The following is a 22,230-nucleotide window of genomic DNA, read 5'->3' on the forward strand; positions in this document are numbered from 1 at the left end:
CCTCTTACGATGCAGAGTCGGTGGAGGTAGTTCATATATGATATTAGTATATATGGAGGTAGGTAGAATTGTAGTCGAAATTGAGAGAAAAAGAACTAGACGTTGACTGAAAAATGTGATTATGTTATATATAACATAAAGAAAGGATTGTTGGTGTCAAATTTTAAAGTCGATTTTTACAAGGAGATAGATGGTAAAAAGCCAGTTGGAGTCTTTATTAGGAGCTTGGATATAAAGATGAAAGCAAAGGTGGTAGCTAATCTTCATCTTCTTGAAGAATATGGTAACTTAGCCAGAGAGCCTCTTTCAAAAGAATTGGAGGAAGGTATCTTTGAACTAAGGACAATAGAAGGAAATGATATAGTTAGAATATTGTATTTCTTTGATAAGGAAAAGATTGTCATAGCAACAAATGGTTTCGTTAAAAAACAGCAGAAGACTCCAAGAAGCGAGATAGATTTAGCTAAGCAGAGGAGAGTAGATTATCACAGCAGGAAGGAGGCTGGCACATATGAGTGATTTACAAGACCTTACTAAAGAATTGATGCAAGATCCTGAGTTTAAAAAAGAATATGAAGCGCTACAACCTGAGATGGACATTACCCGAGCTATTCTGGATGCGCGGATAAGAGCAGGAATGACACAAACAGAACTTGCTGAAAAAAGTGGGATTAGTCAGGCTGATATTTGTCGCCTCGAGAAGGGAACGAGAAACCCTAGTATTGCACTTCTTAAGCGCCTTGCTGAAGCCATGGACAGTACACTTAGGATAGAATTTATTCCAAGAGGTTTACAGAGGTAAATTTTTTGGGGATTAGCATAGAAAAAGAGCCATTTTACAGTACTTTTATACTGTTGAATGGTTCTTTTTCTGCTACAACTCATAAAAAGTAAATGCTCTTTTTAAGTACGCTCCTTTGTGTAACATGTGCATTCTTGCGTGTTAAGTGCTAATTACGCCAATAATATGTGCGTACTTGCGCATTAACTTTGCTTTGTTTATAATATATCTGAGGTGACAAACTATATGAAATATTTATTTGTTAACGGCATCCTTTCTGAACTGGCCAAACGAGCTAAAGACTATAGGCTGGCATATCCCCTGACTCAAAAGGAGCTGGCAGATAAGGCCGGCGTATCACTAAGATCTGTCCAAAAATTTGAAAAGGGTTTAGATGTGCAACTGGATATCTTTATTAAAATCATGATGGCGTTGGATTTAGCCGACAATTTTAATACTCTGATACCAGATATGAGTGACAGGCCCTCTACATATTTAGCTAGACAAAATGGAACAGAGCGGAAAAGAGTCAGAAAGAAAAACGACAAACCAAGCAATAGAACTTTCAAATGGGGTGACGAAAAATGAATAACCTTGCAGAAATATTTTTATGGAACACCAAGATTGGCACCCTCAGTCTCAAAGAAGGTTTACCTTATGCAATCTTTGAGTATGACAACGATTTTATTGAAGGGGTTCGTGGAACTAATATTCAGCTTTCGCCCTTAAAAATGCCTATATCCAACAAACTCTATTCGTTTCCTAATTTAGAAGAATCGTTTCACGGAGTACCTGGAATGATAGCTGATTCCTTGCCCGATAAATTTGGTAATGCCATTATCAACCAATGGCTCGCTGCACAAGGAAAGTCCGAGACTGATTTCAACGTGATAGATCGATTATGTTATACAGGGAGCCGAGGTATGGGCGCACTAGAATATCGTCCAGTACTCTCTGCTGGCTCCAGTTCATCTGATATAGTCAATGTCAGTGAGATGGTAAAATTCGCCTCTGATGTTTTGAGTAAAAGAAAAGAAGTAAACATAGACATGTCCAATGCCTCTTACTCACAGTTTCTCAAACTAGGAACATCTGCAGGAGGTGCAAGAGCAAAGGCAGTCATTGCATGGAATGAAGAAACAAATGAAGTGAAGTCCGGTCAGATTGCCCCTGAAAAAGGATTTGATTATTGGCTAATGAAGTTTGATGGTGTCAGCAAGAATGGTGATCATGACATGGAGGATGAGCCTGAATATACCCTTATTGAGTATGCCTATTATCTTATGGCATTACAGGCTGGAATAAATATGAATGAATGCCGTATCTTCAAAGAAAATAACCACAATCACTTTATGACCAAACGATTCGACAGGGTAGATGGTTCAAAGGTTCACATGCAAACACTTGCGGCGCTTGCCCACATTGATTACAACACGCCAAGACTTTGCAGCTACGAATTGGCGGCATCTTACATGAAACAGATTGGCCTTGGTGCTAATGAGATTGAACAGTTCTACAGAAGAATGGTATTTAATGTTCTTGCCGTCAACAGAGATGACCATGTTAAAAACGTCTCATTTCTGATGAACAGAGATGGAATCTGGAAATTATCACCAGCCTATGATGTCACATTTTCCTATAACCCGACAAACAAATGGTTAAGCAATCATCAAATGACGCTAAATAACAAAAGCGAAAAGATAGAATTAGAGGACCTGCTTCAGGTCGCATCCACAATCAGCATATCTACTCAGAGAGCCAAAAGCATTATTGCAGATGTAAAATCTGCAATAGTTCATTGGACTTCCATCGCAGGGGATGTTGGAATAAGAGAAAGTACCATAGACTTAGTAAGTAAAACTATTACTGAATTGGTAAATGTATGAAACAACATAAAATCTCAAACCTGGATGACATATTTAGTTTGATTAAAATATTATATGTTTTACCATAATCTAACCATCCTGCATGAACTAAAATGATTGCATGTGACAATAGTGGACACAGTATTTCTAACGATTTTCCTGAGGTCAGGAAAATCGTTGAGGCAGGCGCAACTTCAAAGCCAAAAACAGATTACGAACTTACTAGATATGCATGTTATTTGATAGTTCAAAATGGTGATGACTCTTACTTTTGTATTATTGAACATTTTTCCTGCATTAGGTATAGTTATAGTACTCACGGGAGAGAAAAAAGTGTAAAGGGGAACTATATGGAGAAGAAAATTCAATCGCTATTGTTTGTAGCAATAGCCGTCTTTTGTACTGTTATTTCATTTAATTCCATGAAAACAAAAGCATATGATAATACGATGTATGTTGTGGACTGTACTGAGACTTCGATTACTGTTGACTGGAGCAAGGCAGCTGAATCTAAAATCAAAGAGTATGAGGAACAGGGCTACAGGGATGTCCAATTTACGAGCTTCAAGATAGGATATACTGAAAAACCCGGTAACAGAAATGATACCAGGAAAAATGCAAAGTCCATAAGTACGTCGCTCAGGAGATATACCATAACAAACCTAAAACCTGGGAAATCATATTATGTGTCAGTTGACTGGGCAAGTAGTTACAAGACCGGAACGACTGGCAAAGGGCAAGGCGGACACAATTTTCAGCAAGATTATGCATGTACTTTGGCAGATAAAGGAGGTACTGCCAAACTCATGGGAATGACCGGAACTACAGCCAGCCTTGATATAAGGGATGCTGTCAATGGTTTACAGGATAAGCTCAAACAGATGGGATATCGCATGTACTGGACGTATACTTCCATAGGCTGGGCTGATCAATCCATGGGTAAGGACGCGGCAAAAAAAGAAGCCAGAAGGATTGCCGGAATCAATAAGTATCAGGCAGATAATAACCAGCGCACTTTTACGCTGCGAGGTCTCACATCCGGTCACAAATATAGTTTTTGTGCTGCAGTGAGGATAACCTACTATAGTGACAACGATTATGACACCTATGACTATTATACATACATAGAACTTAGCGATATTAGCCCTTCAGGAGCAGATGATTCCAATATCTTTCCTTTCAATGATACCTGGAATGAATATCAGAAGAAGGTAGACGAGATAGGAAGAAAGCTTAGTGACGCCAGATTTTCGTGGAATATAACATTTTCTGCAGAAACAACTGATACTTCTATTACAGTTGACTGGTCCAAACAGGATCCTGCTACTAATAAGGTGGTAGCAGCAAGCGGCCAAAAGGATATATGTCTGATATGCGTCGAGGAGAGTATATATGATGTACTCGGGGATAAAAAGGTATATGGATCCATATCTAACTGTGGGCCTGACGCACGAAAAGCTTACAAGAAAATTGAATCAAGTCCGGTACATGTATCTGTATCCTCTACAAGCTACACGTTTACAGGGTTAAAGCCCGGTACAAATTATTTTGTTCTTATGAAATGTGGCTATAAAGGAAAGAACGTGTCCGGAAATCTTAAGTACTATTATAGAGCTCATATCATGACCAAAGGCGGGAAAACCAATGATGAAGCCTATGCGGAAATGAAAAAGAATCTTGTTCCTGCCTATATGTATGATGTAGCAGTAAAAAGAAATCCTACATCTGCATGTATTGACTGGACCAGGGCTCTTGAGAACTATAATAACCAGACTGTTCTTGCCAAAAACTACACACATCGCTCGGAAGGCTCTCTTTGCTATATTAGTTACAAAAAGCTGCCCGGCAGTTATGATGCAGCCACTATTAAAAAGTTATATTCCTCATTGAAATCGGAATTATCTAATACAAAGACACTAATATGTGCAGAATACCCTTATACAAACTGTATGGTATATGGCTTGGATCCAGGTGCAAAATATGTGTTTGCAGTCAGGTTCACCTCAGATTGGATTAATTATGGAAACACCCATCATATATCAGATGATTTTTATTTTGATGAGAATGGGATCAACTACTACAAAGCTGAAAAAACCGGAATAAAATATGGCTCACAAAAGCCTTCCGGTGGAAATGATTCAAATACGACAGCTGATACAGATAAGGGCCAGATTTTAAGCTCCGGGTCAGATAAAAACAGCGATTTTTCAGGTGCTGCTGTGCCTGCAGATAAAAAATGGAAAAACGCAAATAAACAGACTCCCGGTCAGGCATGGATTTATTATGACAAAGATAAGATTAACAGCTTTGATCTTAAGAAAAAGAGCCAGACCATAAATATCAAGGTAGATAATTCAAAGGGAAAAATTACTATTAAAGATATTTCAAGTGGAAAACGTAAAGGTGTTGCAAAGCTCAAAGTAAGGGGAAGAAAGATATCCATTAAATTTAAGAAAAATGCACCTAAAGGAAAATACAAGTTCAGTATTCTGGTTAATAAAAAGGGAAACATAAAAAAGACAAAGAAAAACTTTACTGTGGTGGTTCGATGAACTGCCACTACCGAATCTACGTCGGAAGAGGTTTCCCCACTGAATATATGGATAAAAAACAAAAAATCGTCATATGCATCCCTCAGACTTTCTGTCTGAGGGATGTTTTTTTCTATCACCTGTTTCTCAGGAATTGTGCTCTCTTTTCTTTCAAAATACATCTAAATAATATGCATTATTTAGATATATTTTGAGGGAATCTCAGAGATTCATGGTTACTATGGATGACTTTAGTTTCTGGACGAAGCCAATTTTTCATAACAAAAATCATAAAAAGTTGGTTTTCCCAGGCATTAAATGTCTGACGTAAAAAAGTATATTTATTGTAACTTCCCGGAATAAAGGAAGGCAGCCTTAATGGTTGGCGAGATGTACGAAATGTATCCGTGTACATTTTCGTGGATCTTTCCAGACACTGAGTCTGGCTCCGGAAAACGGGGTAAACATTCTTTTTCTAGAAAGAGGGGTAAACGAATGAAGAAAATTCAAGGAAAATTATTGTCAGGTGCTCTTGCAGCTGCTTTGACAATAACAAACATGGGTGCATTGATGCCTATGACAGCATTTGCCGCAGGAACAGCGATTAGCAAAGTGGAAGTCGCTTCTGATGGTAGCGATACGAATTATAAGGCTGAGGCAAAAATCTATAAGGGAGTTGAAGCCCACGTTAAGGTATCAGGAACTCCGGTGGCTTCGGGTAAGACTGGTAGCCTTACTGCAGAGCTTGTTGATTATGATGGGATTGCTGTTAATCTGGACGTAGGTGGAAGTGGGACTAGCAGTAAGGAAGTAGCTGCTACGAAAGGACCAGAAACGGTACCCATTGAAATAGCAACTACAAAGGATGCACCTAGTTCTATAAAACTAAAGGTTACCTATGATCCAGATAACGCAACCGCTAATGACCAGATAGAAAAGACCATAAACCTTACAGTAGGTACGGTTTCGGCAACGGTTAGCAATTTGAAAGATATTTCTTTGAACTATGATGAGGTAAATACTGGGACAATGAAGGATATAGAACCGGTTGTAGTATTTACCCCAACATTGGATTCTACTTGGGCTACTGCCAATGTTAAATATAATTGGCAGCTTAATAGTACAGATGATGCGAGCGAATATTTTGATCTTTCTTCTACTAACACTTTAGCTACGAAAGTATCTTCAGATGCAACTAATAAGGGGACATTACTTACACTTATGGGTAAGGGGAATGTTTCCGCAGATGCCAAATTGACAATTGGTTTAGATTCAACTTATCCGGTGAAGGTTGGCGAATATACTTCGAAGGTAACTGCATCTAAAACTGAAGCCGCAAGCGAGAATTTGGAAATAACCGCAAGCGCTGATAAAATCATTGATGGCGGTAATTCGGTAACATTAAGTGTTAATTCTTCTAAGGGTGTGAGCTTTGATTGGACAGATCTGACTGCAACCGAATGTGCAATAACTGAGGCACCTAAGGCACCTGAAGCAAGCGTAATAAGTAATGGGGCTACACCTGGCGAGCATGAGTTTCAGGTAGTAGTAACCTATGCTGATGGCAGTACGAAGACAGTTACGAAAAAAGTCCCTGTAATGGTAAATGCGGATGAAGTTTATTATGATTTGCTTAACAATTCAAAGGATGTAGCAGATTCCGGTAATGATGGTGACGATATAATTGGAAGTAATAAGGAATTTGATATAGGAACAACTATTACATTAAAGCCAAGATATGCATCTGCAGGAGTTGATAAGAAGTGGCTCATTAATCCTACTGTTGTTGCTAAATTTGCACTTGATGATTCCACAGATTCACAGTATGTGACAGTAAAAGATAATGGTGATGGAACAGCTGTTATTAAAGGAGTGAAAACTACTCCGAATAAAGCCGGAAAAACAAATGTAAAAATTAATGTAACTTACGGTGAAGGCGCATCAGCTGTGAAAACATATTTCACAGCAGTAGTAACAGGTAACATTGGTATCACTTCCGCAGAGTTAGATTCTGAGGAAATGAGTATTGTTATTGATCCTAAAAAAGTAACACAGGATTCACAGAAATTAACATTTACATATTCTCCAGAAGAAGCTACTTATGGGACAGATGACATTGAGTGGACGCTTACATCTGCGAAAGGTACTACCGCAACAATAAATAAAGCCAATAATAAAAGAGGAACTGAAGTGAGTGTTGGCGATGTAGTTATAAATGTAGCAAAAGATGGAATGTCTGCTGCATTAACTACTAAAAAAGCTACAGCTTCAGCCGATGGTGAACAAGAAGTTAAAATTGAAGTATCTATAGGCGGTGTGACTGCGACATGCACAGTAACTGTTTATGATCTTGTTAAAACAGCTAGCCTTTCTGTAGATAAGACATCTGTCGAACTTGAAACAGGAGAAAGCGTTACACTTAAAGCTACGGCTAAAGCGGAAGATAATTCACCTTCTACAGAACCTATCATCTGGGAATCTTCTGATGAAAAAGTAGTTACAGTTAAGGATGGTGTTATCACTGCAGTTGGTGAGGGCAAGACTACTGTTACGGTTACATCTGGTGAGAAATCAGTAGAAGTTGCTGTAGTCGTTAAGAAATCAGCAGATGACAAGAAGGCTGAAGCAATCGCAGCAGCAAATGCAGCAGCTGCAGCAGCAGTAGCTAATCCTACAGACGCAACAATCAAGGCAGCTCAGGATGCAATCGCAGCAGCTAAGAAGGCTGGAGCAACAGATGCAGACCTCAAGGCAGCTACAGATAACCTTGCAAAGGCAGAAGCAGCTAAGAAGGCAGCTGATGAGAAGCAAAAGGAAGAAGATCAGAAGTCTGACGGTTCTGCAGCTAACACACCTGCACCTGTAGGCAACGAGCTTAAGGACGCAGCTGGCGCAACAACAGGTTTCGTAGTAACAAATGCTACACCTGGACAGGCTACAGTTGAGTACAAGGGCAATGATGCTGACAAGAAGGCTAAGAGCGTAACAATTCCTGATACCGTTAAAGATCATAGCGGAAACGAGTACAAGGTAACATCTATTGCAGCTAAAGCATTTGCAGGCGCTGATACAACAAAAGTTACTATTGGAAAGAACATCAAGAAGATCGATCCTAACGCATTCAAGAGCAGCAAGGTTAAGAAGGTTATCGTAAAGGGAACCAAGTTTACAAAGAAGATGGCTAAGGCTATCAACAAGCTTAAGAAGGGTTCAACCGTAAAGGTAACCGGCAAGAATAAGAAGGCTAACAAGAAGATCTTTAACGCTCTTAAGAATGTAAAGAACGGAAAGATCAAGGTTAAGTAATAACCAGTAAAGAAGACTAGATGTGACATTTGGTTCACATACTTCTCTTTCGGGAGAGCGGGCAGAAATGCCCGCTCTTCTTAATAAAAATGATGATTTTGATGCAATGAAGAAAAACATTTATTCGACCTGCTACCATTATATTACGGTTTTTATTTGCTAAGAAATATTTTTTGTAATTTAGAAGAAAATTAATATAGAAAGCACAGTATAGAAAAGTGGGTATCAGTGAATTTGTTACCTGCTTTTTTGCGTATATCCGTTGTTTTACAGTAACATACTCATGAGATAAACCACAATCACAATCCCTTGTATAAAGGGATTTCTTTTTGCCAAGAACAAAGGAAATGTTTGGCAGGGATCCTCACCTTGGATACTGGGATGTGATGAACTACTATTTTGAGATACCCTATGAAGATGAAGACGAGGTAGATGATGAAGGAAAACTGATAAATAAGGGGGCAGAAAAAGCGAGGCCGTCCAAAGAGCACCGCAAGGATCCTATTGTACAGATGGGGTTGCTTATGGATTCAAACGGCATCCCCATGGCCTTCAATACCTTCTCCGGCGGAGAAAGCGAAAAAACAAATATGCTCCCTGCGATAAGCCGAGCAAAGAAAGATCTTGATATTGAGCGCATCATCGTTGTAGCTGACAGAGGTCTGAACACGAGTGACAATACAGCTCTTCTCTCAGGTAAAAACCATGACGACATGAAAAACAATGATGGCTATGTATACGGCCAGTCAATTCTTGGCGCAAACAAAGAATTCAAAGCGTGGGTTCTCAAACAGGACGATTACAAGATCGACAAGGAAACTGATAAGGATGAGGACACCATAATCTTCACGCACAAATCACGCATCCATGCTAAAAAAGTAACATTAAAAAATCAGGCAGACAAAAGATCAGCCACTTACGAAATATATCAGAAGCAGATGGGCTACTACTCTGAGAAGTATGCAAAGAAGCAAAAAGCAGACCGCGAAAGAACAACAGAGAAAGCTAAAGCGCTAATCAAAAATCCTAATCAGTATACTCGCTCTACCAGTTACGGAGCTGCCGGCTATATAAAGAACATTAAATTTTCAAAGAGCACCGGTGAAATCGTAGACGGTACATCTCTTGAACTTGAACAGGCAAATATTGATGAAGAAGCACTATATGACGGATACTATTCCATTGTCACAAGCGAAAAGGAACTCTCCGATTCCGAAATAAGAAATATCTACAAAGGACTTTGGGAAATAGAGGAATCATTCAAGATAATCAAAAGGGAGTTCAAAGCAAGACCTGTCTTTGTCAAAACAGAAGACCATGTAAATGCGCACTTCCTAACAAGAAGATCTTTAAAGCTCTTAAGAATGTAAAGAACGGAAAATTAAGGTTAAGTAATTCAAATCGTCTTACGAAATCTTAATTCATGAGAAGAATTTACAAAAAGTATTAAGCGATTAAATACATAAGTATTTATCAAATTAGTTCGGGCAATTAATGCCTCATTGCAAAAGGGAACGGAATCTGGTGACAGGTCCCGTTCTTCTTTTATAATAACATTTTTCTGCCTTTACCTTTTCTTCAGCAGTTGCGTAGTGGGCTATGTCATACAAATATCCTTTCAGGAGGCTTCGCTGTATCTTATCTACTTCCCTGTAATCTTTTGTGTCTATATATTTTTGTTATGAATATTTTTGCATAAACATCTGTGCCATACAATGCCGACTTATGCATATTTTTATGGCAAATTATCGTATTTTTGCGCAAAAATATCCCCCGGATTTTGGTCCGAGGGATTAAATTCATTCACCTGGTATTTCTTCAATCAACGGCTCATTTACTTCTACCAGTGGAACAGAATTAACTACAACAGGTTCACTTGCTGGTTCTGGCTGTGGTTCCGGAGCAGGTGCCGGTGCAGATGCAGGCTCCGGAGCTGGCGCTGGTGCTGGTGTCGGTTGCGGTTCCGGAGTAGGTGCCGGTGCAGGTTGCGGCTCTGGAGCTGGCGCAGGTGCAGGTGCTGGTTGCGGTTCCGGAGCAGGCGCTGGTGCCGGCTGTGGTTCCGGAGCGGGCGTTGGTGCAGGTTGTGGCTCTGGAGCTGGCGTAGGTGCCGGTGACGGCTCTGGTGCCGGTTGTGGCTCCGGAGTTGTCGACTGCCCATTCTCATCTGTACTATCTACATCACCGGTCCCACTTTCTGGTTCTACAACATCCACATCGCCGGTACCTTCATTATCTCCCGGTTCAGGTGCTGGCGCCGGATCCGGAGCAGGTTCGGGAGCCGGAGCAGGTTCAGGTGTTTTCTGCTGTTCATCCGAAGAAGGTTGTAAACCATCTTCCTTATTAGATTCTTTCTTTTTCTCCTTCTTATCATCCTGTTTCTGAGAGGATGGAGCTGTAGTATTATCAGACGAAGGTTCTTCAGTGGAAGGAGCTGCAACACTATCAGAAGGAGTAGGTTCAGGTGTCACTGTCGTTACCGGTGCCTCTGTTAAAGCCTCCGGTTCCTTCTCCTTAGGAGTGACAGCGGTCTTCTTTGTGGTTTTTGGCTTATTCTTTGTATTCGAAGAAGGATTTATTGTGTACTGTTCCTCCTTAGCCGTAGATTCCGCAACAGGCTTTGTTTCTTCATTCTCCTTATGTTCAACAATTGCCTCTTTTTTAGGCTCACCGGAAACCATAACCTCGGGAACTTTCTTTTCTTCTTCCGGTTCAGTAATTCTTTTTACGATAGTTCCTACAGAAAGAGACGTATACTCTAAAACATCTTCATCATTCTCAACGCTTTTGTTAACATCTTTTACCAGCGCTGCATATCTTCCTGAGCTAAGCCCCTTGTCAGAAGCGCAGGTTCTTTCAGCCAAACTCGACTCCAACAGGCAAAGATTTATGAGTTCATCTTCTTCACAGATCGTGGCAGACACACTGTCCTTTATCACAGAAGAGTCTTCCTTATCACTAACAACATCGATAAGTACTGTTCTTTCTTCCCCCTCCAGATAATCATTATCCTTCAGGACGGTTATTGTCTTACCTATTGCATCACTTATCTCTGTTTTTTTTTCAAGGTTCTGTTTTTTGAGTTCAGAAACTATGGGCTTTGCATCTTCATTAAGAGCATTAATTGATATGACTTTATCCTTCCTGTTAAGCGAAAATTCGATAGAAGGATTAACATCCATGGTCACATAAGATACATCCTTGGAATCCATTACAGCTTCTATGCCTGTCAGCGAGCACAAGAGCACACTTGCAGCAGCTGCAAAAGGAGCAATATATCTCATGACATGAAAATGTCTATACTCCTTGTGTTCAACACAGGTGTTCCCCGGACCAATATCTACAAGCACCTCAGTCCCTTTTTCGTGAACTCCTTTCAGTTGTCTGAAGATTCCATCTTCACATAAGACAGCGCTCATGTGGCCATTGGAATCCAGTACCATGGCTTTCATTGATCATTTACCTTCCTACTTTAATTTTTCAGATACTCTGATAGCAGAGGGTAATCCCCTAACAATATCTCTACAGATGCTATGAGGTACCTGCGGTATTTGTCTATTATCTTCTTGCTGATGCGAGATTCCCTGGCCAGATCAAGGACGGGGATTGTGTGGTTCTTTTTATACCTTTTCAGCAGATCCTCATTTCCAATAAATGTAGCAAGAAGAACCCTGCATGCTTCCTTGGTCTTTTTGGATGTTGGTGAATTCTTGGCCAGTGTAAAGAAATCTATGCCATACTTTGACAGCTCTGTGCTCAGCGCTTCAATCTCATCCCTTATGGTCACTTTACCGCTTGTCTGCTGGTCTTCAGCACTTAAAGTGGTAGAGTTTATGGAGCGCACCTCAGTGGCAATCTCAGAGAGTTCTTCCTCAATATAATCACCACCCATGATAGCCGGATCAACACTGACTTCAGGCTGTTTCCTGTATTCCGAACGTAAGAAATCGGTAAGGCGCCTTGATATTACCAGCTGTGCAAAAGTATTAAATGATGTACCACCTTCAGGTTCATAACTCATCACTGCTTCAAGAAATGCAGAAAGAGCAACAGAATATTCGTCATCGTGCTCTGTGATGAATTTGTGTACGGCAAAATACGCACATTTCCTTATGAATTTGTCATTATCCCGTACCAGGGAGCTTAAGACTTTTGTATCAGTCCTGGCTGCAAGCACCTGGGCGTTCTGAGTATCAGCTGCCATCTGGCCACCTCATACTTATTAATAATTTCGATTATTTGTTACAAAATACTGGGGTTTACAAAAAACAAATATTCCCAGTAAGATACGGACAATCATTATATCGGCTTATAGGCGCAGTCATTTTACCTTTATTTTCTTAACCTTAGACCAGGTAGAACAAAGCCGCGAATGACCTGATATTTTATAGCTGCGGATTCGGACATAATACTTCCTGCCGCTCTTTAGTTTTTTTAGAACTGCTTTTTTCTTTACTGCTTTATATGTCTTACTGACAGTCGTAGCTGTTGTAAACTTTTTACTTGTTGAGTACTGGACCTCATATCCATCAATTGAAGATACCTTTTTCCATTTAACCGATATCTTCTTTTTGGAAGCAGTTACAGTAGTAAGTTTTGATTTAGGTACAGAAGAGGAGATGATATCAGATACCTTTTCACCTATTGTAAATGTCGAGGATACTGTACCTTTATAGTTTCCCATGCCATAAACGGTGAGGGTAGCCGTACCAGGCTCAATATTATCTGTGAACTTCCCTATATAATCAGTCCCTTCTGTAAGGACTTTGCCATTACAAGTGACTGTGTATGAGGGTGTAATGGCGCCTCCTGTATATAGAAGGCTGTTATCAGATAAGGTAATAGTGCCGGTACCTATATCTATACCTTCAATCATGAAATATTTAAGAACAGTGCCGTCATAATTACCGGTTCCGATAACCGTAGCATATCCACCTTTGGAGGAGACGTTCACATTGTCAGAATAAGTCATTACATAATCGAATCCTTCAGTAAGTTTTTGCCCTGATATAACTACTGAAACAGAGGGTCTTATAGCCTTACCTGTATATTGGAACTCCCTGGCTGACAAAGAAACGTGGTCTTCTTTTATGATTTTCTTTGCAACATTCACAGGAATGACAATACTGTTACCAGAGGAGCGGAGAATAGCAGTGATGCCTGTATAACCTGCCTTTTTCCCGGTAATCTTCTTATCCTCAAGTGAGATTATCCCGTCATCGGAAATAGTTATCGTATCACTTAAATCGTAAGACCATTTTTTACAGAAAGACCTTGCGCCGGAATATCCACATTGTTCCTTAAGTCCTGATATGTCATATACATCACCATATTCCATATCGATGGGCACAGGTGTCACATTGCTTAAAACGTTGGAGGAAAGCATTGATATGTTAACAACACGTTTATCATCTACAGGGGTCTTGCTAATAACATTTCCCTTGGCTTTCCTTAATATAATTATCCAGAACTGTACTCCTTCTCTTGTTACATGAGAAGCGCCCATGTATGAATAATCGCTGCTAAGGAGAGCGGCCTTGTTATTTTCACCACTCATCCATGCACTTAAAGCTGCTGCAGGCGTAGTCTGTCCATAAGCTTTGAGCTGGCTTGCACTGCTGGGGTTATTTAAGACTGTGTACCATTTACTGCCATCAGGTCTGGTACCATCAAAGAAAACGGATATCTCCATAGCCCTTATCATGGCAGCATCTTCAAGTTCCTGGTCATAGGACAAAGCATTAAGCCCCTCAACCTTAGACCTCTCATTATTTAAAAGCGAAAGGAGTTCTCTTGCAGATGACTGATCATATGTCCCTGTAATTGGAAGAGACATAGTATCAGCTGCACTGACATTAATTGAAGTTAGAAATATAAAAAATACTGATAATAGTATAGATTTAATTACACGACCCATAACAGCCCCCTCATAACAGTTATGTCTCATAAAATAAATTATATTATCTATCAGTACCTATTTCTATTTATCTATAGAAAATTAAGGAAGATTAGAAAAAATTTAGAACTGTTTTAACAACAAAAGAACGGGACCTGTCACCAGATCCCGTTCCTTTTGCAATGAGGCATTAATTGCCCGAACTAATTTGATAAATACTTAGGTATTTATATGCTTAATACTTTTTGCAAATTCTTCTCATGAATTAAGATTTTGTAAGATGGTTTGAATTACTTAATCTTAACCTTTCCGCTCTTTGCTCTGGACTGCTTCTTAAGGAGCTTCTTGTTAGCCTTCTTATTAGCGCCTTTGCACTGAACCTTTCCGCCTTCTTTCACATACTTAACAATAGCCTTAGCCATCTTCTTGGTAAGCTTTGTTCCTTTAACAACAATAGTCTTAACCTTGCTGCCCTTGAAAGCCTTAGGATCAATATCTTTTATGTTTGCACCAATAGTAACCTTTGTAGCCTTTGATTTCTTGAATGCGTTTGCAGGAATAGAAGTTACCTTGTAAACGTTGCCGGAAGCATCAGTAATTGTATCAGGAATTGTAGCTGACTTAGCGTTCTTATCAGCAGGAGCTACATATGCGACTTCAGCTGAACCAGCTGTAGCGTTGGTTACCTTGAATGTTGCGCCGGCTGCATCCTTGAGTTCTGTGTTAACAGGAGCGGGTGTATCCTTTGCGGAACCATCAGCTGCCTTCTTAGCTGCTTCGTCAGCTGCTTTCTTAGCTTCAACTGCCTTTGCAACCTTATCATTAGCGGACTTGAGCTGTGCATCTGTTGCGCCAGCTGTCTTAGCTGCTGCGATTGCATCCTGAGCTGCCTTGATTGTTGCATCTGTAGGATTAGCTACTGCTGCGTCAGCTGCTGCTTCTGCTGCTTTGATAGCGTTAGGAATTGTGTTATCAACTACTGTGATCTCAAGTTCATTTGACTTCTTAGAATCGTCAGTTGCAAGTGTAGCATAGATAGTTGTTGTTCCTTCAGCAACGCCAGTTACAACACCGTCTTTAACTGTTGCTACATCTTCATCTGTTGAGTGCCAGATGATATCCTTAGACTGTTTCTTACCATAAACCTGAACGTCTGCGTTAAGCTTTGTTGTTGCTCCAACTTCAACTTCATCATCACCGCTGATCTCAATCTTCTTGTAACCAGCTACTGTAACCTTTACAGTCTTCTTAAGTGTTACAGAAGGATCATCTGCTGTGATTTCGATAGTTGCTTCACCAGGTCCTTCATCACTAAGTGTAATAATAGTCTCGTTATTTATAGGCTCAGCCTGAGTTGTAGTAACTACTTTACTATCACTTGACTTTACGGTAACTGTATTAATTTCTGCTGCATTTGTATTGGGTTCTGCTCCATCAGGAAGAACTGTTACAGATATTTTATAATCATCCAATTGAGAATCGTCATTGAGTTCAATCTCAGTTTTGTCAATTCTAAGACCAGTTGCCTTCTGACCGTCTTCACTTCTTACAGTAATTGTTACAGGATCACTTTCAAGTTTTCTAGTTGTATCCTTTACTGTAATCTTATGTGAACCAACGCTTGCGAATGTGTAACTCATCTTACTATCCAAAGGTATAGTTGATCCATTATCTTTAATTTCATATCCTGTAAGATCTGTTATAGTCTTACCTGAAGCATCCTTAATTGTAAATGTAACTGCTTCATTAGCTTTGATATCTGTCTTATCAGCTGTGATTGAAGGCTTTGATTCTGTAGCTAATTTGATTTTTGCTTCGTATGGATATGGATGCACTTCTGTATCTTGTATTGTAGTAATCGGAGTAGTACCATCTTTCTCTGTTATGGTAAGTCTCACTGTTTCATAGTCGGCTTCGGTTAAAGTTGCAGTAAACGGATTTACAGGAGTAATTGTTGCTGTCGGTCCATTACCACTAACCTTTATCTTAGTACCAGGTGTTACTGACCAAACGTATTTTACATCCTCAATCGCAGGAATGTCTTTTCCAGCAGGGTCTATAGAAGCAGTAAGCTTAATAGAACCTTCTTCTTCTTTTAATGTAAACAACCTCTTGTTTGTTTTATCCTGGTTATCACCAGTAACAGTAAGTTCATATTTAGGTGCTGGATAAACAGTTACTGTCTGTTCGATTTCACCTTCGTAATCAATGGAAGCAGGTCTATCAGGTGTAACAGTACCACCATTAGTAGCTGTTCCTTTTAAGATATACTTTACAACTACAGTTTCCTTCTTTGCAACTTCAGTTGCTGTAATCGTAAATATATTTGAAGAAGAAAAACCATCCACATATGCTGTTTTTGGTTCAACTAAAACGCCATTACCACTTTCAACATATGCTCTATATTTAGCATCTAATGTGTATCCGCTTGGAACACTACCTTTACCAACTAATGTAGTTATAGGAGTTGTGGTATTATATGTCATACTTGCAGTTTTAGGATCCAATGATAGTGCCATTGTTTCTGTAGCTGTGGCATCTTTAACAGTCAGCTCTGGCAGAGATTCCTTTTTAATCATCTCAGCCGTCTGATAGTAAACTTTTACTTTAGCATTATCAATAGCAGTACTGTTAATTGTCAGCTTGCGGTTTGAGTATGTAGCTGGGCCTTCAACTGTAATGTTAGCTGTAGTAGTAACATCTACAGTATCCGCCATAACTCTGACATCATACGTTTTACCTTTTTCTGCATAACCGGCAATCCATTCTTTTCCATCTAATTGAGCAGTATAATTAGAAGTAACAGTAATTACAGGTGAAATACCTATATTTACTGTACTTTCACCTCCGGATTTAGAAGCTTTAATCTTATATTTACCTGCTTTTAAAAATTCTACTTTATATTTTCCTGCATCTGCGTCCGTTAATGCAGTAACATTTATCACCTCACTCGGATTTTCAATGGCTTTACCATCACTAGTTAATGGTACTAAAGCAGCACCAGCAACAAGATCTTCTGCTTCATCTGCAACCGAGAATACAACTGTAGTTCCTTTTTCAATCTGTGCAGACGCTGCAGGGAATGTTACATCATAAGCTGTGACTTCCGTAGTTGCAGCCTGCGCCACAATACTACTAAATGGCGCCGCCACTACACTCAGATTACTCATAGCTAACGCACACGCGAGAGCATATGACCAAATCTTTTTGTTTTTCTTCATAAATCATGTCCCCTTTCTCATAGAAAAGTTGAAAATAGTTAGTTCGGGATTAACTTGCAATCGTTAATGCCTGGTTTCACCCATTTTTAATTGATACACTTTTTTAAACGAGCAAAACCCGACATTAACGGATTTTGCTGCATTTGGGAGAAGAAGTCTGCGAACTCATCTAAATAATGCATATTATTTAGATAAATTTTGAAACAAAAAGTATAAGCATTTTTCCATATTTAGTTTTCAAGGTGCGATTTTTCTCTGGGGGAATTTTAAAAGAAAGTATAAAAAACAAAGCTATAAGGATACAGATATCCCTAAAACCAATCATACACCAGTAGCAGTCACTACTTGATGATTATTATTCCTTTGTTCCTGTTGTCCCTTTTGATGATCTAAGATCATCATCCCTCATAAGAATCCGTCCAAGCGTTATCACCAAGACATTAATGATTATAACACTTATCCAGTTATAATGCCGTTTCTCAATTATTAAAAAACAATAAACTGATTTCTAATAATCGGTTTTAAGCACCATACCCAATTATTCGCCAGCTAAAAAATAAAAATAGGGGCTACAAAAAATAAACTCATATTTTTTATAATATTTTCATTTTTGGCATAAGTCTATGATTTAAAATTCCCTTGTTTATGCCTTTCTATTTAATGTTTTCCCTTAATTTTATCTAAATAATATGCATTATTTTTGTTACTTATATTTTTGAGGGAATCTCTTAGATTCACAATTCATGGTAACTATGGATGACTTTAGTGTCTGGGCGAAGCCAATTTTTCATAACAAAATATTATAAGTAAAAAGTTGGTTTTCCCAGGCATTAAATGTCTAACGTAAAAAAATATATTTTTTTATGAAGGGAGAAAACAACATGATTAAAAGACAGAGATTATGGTCATATGCACTAGCTGGTGCATTGGCTGTAAGTAACTTGAGCGCAGTGGCGATGCCATTGACGGCATTGGCTGTTGAGTATTCAGGTAATGCAGAAGCTGGCGATAAAATTACGTTTGCGGTTGGTAATACTGGCGGAAATTTAAAAGAAGTAAATCCAAATCCGGTTACTATAACTGATGGCGAAGGCGGTAATCTTAACGCTGAACTTCCAGGACAGGCGGCATACATTGAGAATGCAAAAAATATCCCGGGAGGATATCATTTTGCTTGGAATGATGGAAAAAAGGATCTGACTCCAGAGGCAACCTATGCAGATATAACAGTACCGAGAAGTACGGCTACATTAACAGGTAATTATGTAGGAAATATACTTACGATAAAAGATTCCAATAATGCAACTTTGGCAACTAAATCCTACGAAAAAGCTTTGGAGACAGCAATTGAAGAACCTACTGAAGCTCATAAAGTGTTTAAAGGATGGAATCTGGATTCTGACCCTGAACTTGAAATCAAGGCTGGTGATAGTGCTGCAAAGCAGTCTGCTGCGATAGATCTTGCTTATAAAGATACTAACTATGATAATGAAACCATAGTATTTACACCGGCATATGAAGAGCAGATGTATACCATCAGATTTGATAAGAATGGTGCTACAACAGGTAAGGTGCCTTCAGCAATTACGGGAGAATATAGTGCTATACACAGTACTAAATTAGCATCTCCGCAGGAATATGGCGTTGTAGTATCTAAGAAGTATTATACTCTTGGTGAAGGTTATGAGTGGAATACAAAAGCTGATGGAACAGGAGAGACCTTTGCATATACTGATGATGTAGATGCTGTTCTGGCAGCGATAGGAGAAGATAGAGAAGCAACCTTGTATTATAATTGGGTTGCAGATACAAAGGACGTATCATTAGCAGTTAATAATGCCGCAAAAACTGCCCATATTTCGATAGTTAAGACAGGAAAACCGTGGGATGGATCACATACAGCAGAATTAAAAGTAGACGGCGGCACAGTTACATTACCTACAGTAGTGGCAACTGCTATGAGTACAAGGAATCAGATTCAATTTGCTGGTGCAGATGATTACGAGTTTAAGGGATGGTCAACAACAGCTACAGGTGAAGTTGAGTATAACACCGGTGATGTTATAAGTATTAATAAAGCAGAACCTGAGAATATCAATCTTTTTGCAGTATTTGAAAAAACTACAGTTGATGAGGACTCTATTACTTTGGATCCCAATTATCCTGCAATCTTTGAAGATGACGAACCCGAAATAATTGAGATGGAGGGCATTGAAGGGGCAAAAGTTACTGTAACCAATAGCTTTACTGCTCCTAAGAATTATCATTTTATAGGATGGAATACAACTGCTACTGGCGAAGGCGGAATAGCAAAGGCAGATGGTTTCGAGGCTACTTATGATGGTTCAACATATTATGCTCAGTGGGAAAAAGATAAATTCACTGTAGAAACATACAATGGAAGTACAAGAATTGATAGCAGAACAGTAGATTACGATAGTGCGGTTCAGATAGGTGCTTTACCATTAGTTACTGGCAAAAGGGCTCTGGGCTGGGATACAAATAGTTCAGCTGTAAATCCCAAATATTTAGATACAACTCAGGTCAAGAATCTATTTACAGCAAAGAACGCTACAGTTAAGCTTTATGCTATTTATGCAAGTGAAGATGATGCTATTACTATAAATTATAAATTAACTAAACCAGGAGATAATGCAGCAACTAGTACTGTATCAAAGAACGGAACTGTTACTTTGAATGATAGTGTTGTTCCTGGCGATAATAAAGCACTTGTTGGTTGGACATTAGGAAAGGCTTATGCTAGTGAGGCAGCTGCAAAAGCATCTGGAGCAACTATATATGCAGCTGGTTCTACATATAAACCTCAGACTGCAGATATCAGCGCAGGTGAGATTACGTTCTATGCTGTATCAAAGGCAACTGTAACAGTAACCTTTAATGGTGGAGGAGCAACTGCAACTCCTATGGAAGACTTTATCGTAGATTCTGGTGTGGCAACAAAACTTCCCAAGAATACATATAAACTTGCTGGTAAGACATTCAAGGGCTGGAAAGATGGTGACGAAAGAGAATATGCAGATGAAGCAACTATTACTGCAACGACGGCTGTAACACTTACGGCACAGTGGGTCAATAAAGAATCTGAATACATCATTGTTTATGACAAGAACTGTGATAGTGGAATTAAAATTCCTAGTGTAAGTGTTGAAGATAAAGATATAGCTACAACGGCGTTGGCTGAACCTAATATGGATGATTATCCTGATGGATATACTTTCAAGGGCTGGGCTCTTTCAAAGACAGCTACAAAGCCTGATTTTGTAGTTGCAAATGATAAAATTGCTGATGTCGTAGAAAAAGTCGGTGCATCAGATGGCGATACTATTACATTGTATGGCGTATGGGAGCTTCCTGAAGACGTGCAAGCTGCTAGAGATGCTGCAAATGAAGCTGAGGCTGAGGCAGAAGCAGCTAAGGAAGCTGAAGCTGAGGCTAAGGCAGGCGAAGCAGCAGCTAAGGAAGATGCAGCTACCCAGAAAGCAGCAGCTGACAAGGCTACCCAGGAAGCAGCTACTCAGAAGGCAGCGGCAGATGCAGCAAATGCAGAACTTGCAAAGATTGGTAAGGCAGCGAATAATGTTAATGCAGTATCCGGTGAGAAGGTTGACACCAAGGTTGACGGAACAGCTGTTATTAAGGAAGTTCCTGCAACAGCAATCAAGAACGGCAAGTATGAAGTTCCTGAGAAGATCACAGTTGATGGTAAAGAGTACACAGTAACAAAGATTGAGGACAATACATTCAAGAAGAATAAGTCCATCAAGCAGATTACTGTAAAGGCTAACATTACCGAAATCGGAAAGAATGCATTCAATGGTGCTTCCAAGCTTAAGAAGGTTACTATCAAGGGTAAGGACGTAATTATCAGAAAGAACGCATTCAAGAAGATCAACAAGAAGGCTAAGATTTTCGTAGCTGACAAGGATACCAAGAAGAACGTTGAGGCTAAGGGCGGACAGCCTAAGTCAGTTAAGGTTAAGGTTAAGAAATAATCAACGCTTAATCACTTGAGCTTTTAAGTTGATACTAAAAAACAAAGAAGCATAGTGCTTTCTACACTATCAATCAGAGGAGTCGGTTTTATACCGGCTCCTCTTTTTAGTTTGCGCGCCATGGGCGCGCTCTAACACAATGTCATTAACTTTAGAGTATTTTTTACAAAAATCAAAGTTTTTAAGTAAGCGTCAAATAATCCGCCTACCTGTAAAATAAACGTCGCAGGTTTATTTGCGGCGTGGTTTACGGCAGTTATCAGGTAAAGGATTAAAGAGGCTGAGAAACAGAAAGCAGAAAGCGAGAAAAAAATCCAGGATATCGCAGATGATGAGAAGAAAATAAGTAAGGAACTGGCTCAGATCAGTAAAGAGGTGGTAAAAGTTCCTAACTTGTTTGGCGGAGGTGGTAAGCTTGAAGTCATTCTGGAAAAACTAACAATGAAAAGGTTATTCGCAGTATTATTGGGAGCCGGAGTTACGGCAGTGATACAGTCTTCATAGTGAAGCATATTGTGGATATTCATGAAGCGAAGATAGATTTAGACAGTGTACCTGGAGTTGGAACAACAGTAACGATCATATTTTAAAAGAGAATAGAGTAAAGTATGGCTATGCCA

Annotated in this window: 12 protein-coding genes; 8 read left to right on the top strand and 4 right to left on the bottom strand. The window is 39.4% G+C overall.

The annotated features are described in order from the left end of the window. Positions 1-102: 102 nt before the first annotated feature. The 7 genes from ACHCNF_RS12665 to ACHCNF_RS12695 all read left to right on the top strand — a co-directional run bounded on the left by ACHCNF_RS12665 (position 103) and on the right by ACHCNF_RS12695 (position 9,853). Positions 103-519, top strand: coding sequence for a type II toxin-antitoxin system RelE/ParE family toxin (locus ACHCNF_RS12665; RefSeq protein WP_408070141.1), 417 nt, complete (start codon positions 103-105; stop codon positions 517-519). Then, complete coding sequence (locus tag ACHCNF_RS12670) at positions 512-802, top strand: helix-turn-helix domain-containing protein (RefSeq protein ID WP_408070142.1); 291 nt, start codon at positions 512-514, stop codon at positions 800-802. The genes ACHCNF_RS12665 and ACHCNF_RS12670 overlap by 8 nt, the downstream gene beginning before the upstream one ends. A gap of 225 nt (positions 803-1,027) precedes the next feature. Beyond that, positions 1,028-1,369 carry a helix-turn-helix domain-containing protein gene (locus tag ACHCNF_RS12675; protein ID WP_408070143.1) on the top strand — a complete coding sequence of 114 codons (342 nt, stop codon included), beginning with the start codon at positions 1,028-1,030 and terminating at the stop codon, positions 1,367-1,369. Then, positions 1,366-2,667, top strand: coding sequence for a type II toxin-antitoxin system HipA family toxin (locus ACHCNF_RS12680; RefSeq protein ID WP_408070144.1), 1,302 nt, complete (start codon positions 1,366-1,368; stop codon positions 2,665-2,667). Before ACHCNF_RS12675 ends, ACHCNF_RS12680 begins: the two co-directional genes overlap by 4 nt. A gap of 329 nt (positions 2,668-2,996) precedes the next feature. After that, entirely contained in the window at positions 2,997-5,198 is a 2,202-nt protein-coding gene (locus ACHCNF_RS12685) for a fibronectin type III domain-containing protein (RefSeq protein ID WP_408072242.1), read from the top strand. A 474-nt stretch (positions 5,199-5,672) separates the two neighbouring features. After that, entirely contained in the window at positions 5,673-8,483 is a 2,811-nt protein-coding gene (locus ACHCNF_RS12690; protein WP_408070145.1) for an Ig-like domain-containing protein, read from the top strand. A 329-nt stretch (positions 8,484-8,812) separates the two neighbouring features. Continuing rightward, positions 8,813-9,853, top strand: coding sequence for an IS1634 family transposase (locus tag ACHCNF_RS12695; protein WP_408070146.1), 1,041 nt, complete (start codon positions 8,813-8,815; stop codon positions 9,851-9,853). Positions 9,854-10,282: 429 nt separating this feature from the next. Here the strand turns inward: ACHCNF_RS12695 and ACHCNF_RS12700 are convergent, their stop codons facing one another. The 4 genes from ACHCNF_RS12700 to ACHCNF_RS12715 form a co-directional block, all read right to left on the bottom strand. Then, entirely contained in the window at positions 10,283-11,932 is a 1,650-nt protein-coding gene (locus ACHCNF_RS12700; protein WP_408070147.1) for an anti-sigma-I factor RsgI family protein, read from the bottom strand. Positions 11,933-11,952: 20 nt separating this feature from the next. Further along, positions 11,953-12,684 (bottom strand): sigma factor, encoded by a 732-nt coding sequence (locus ACHCNF_RS12705; protein WP_408070148.1) that lies wholly within the window; start codon positions 12,682-12,684, stop codon positions 11,953-11,955. A 117-nt stretch (positions 12,685-12,801) separates the two neighbouring features. Then, complete coding sequence (locus tag ACHCNF_RS12710) at positions 12,802-14,397, bottom strand: CAP domain-containing protein (RefSeq protein ID WP_408070149.1); 1,596 nt, start codon at positions 14,395-14,397, stop codon at positions 12,802-12,804. Between the two features lie 269 nt (positions 14,398-14,666). Further along, complete coding sequence (locus ACHCNF_RS12715) at positions 14,667-17,597, bottom strand: Ig-like domain-containing protein (protein WP_408070150.1); 2,931 nt, start codon at positions 17,595-17,597, stop codon at positions 14,667-14,669. Positions 17,598-18,478: 881 nt separating this feature from the next. On the opposite strand from ACHCNF_RS12715, the gene ACHCNF_RS12720 reads away from it, so the two are divergent. After that, complete coding sequence (locus ACHCNF_RS12720) at positions 18,479-21,610, top strand: InlB B-repeat-containing protein (protein ID WP_408070151.1); 3,132 nt, start codon at positions 18,479-18,481, stop codon at positions 21,608-21,610. Positions 21,611-22,230 lie beyond the last annotated feature (620 nt).

This window comes from Butyrivibrio sp. NATIVEDY162, from assembly GCF_045999815.1.
Taxonomy (GTDB): Bacteria; Bacillota; Clostridia; order Lachnospirales; family Lachnospiraceae; genus Butyrivibrio.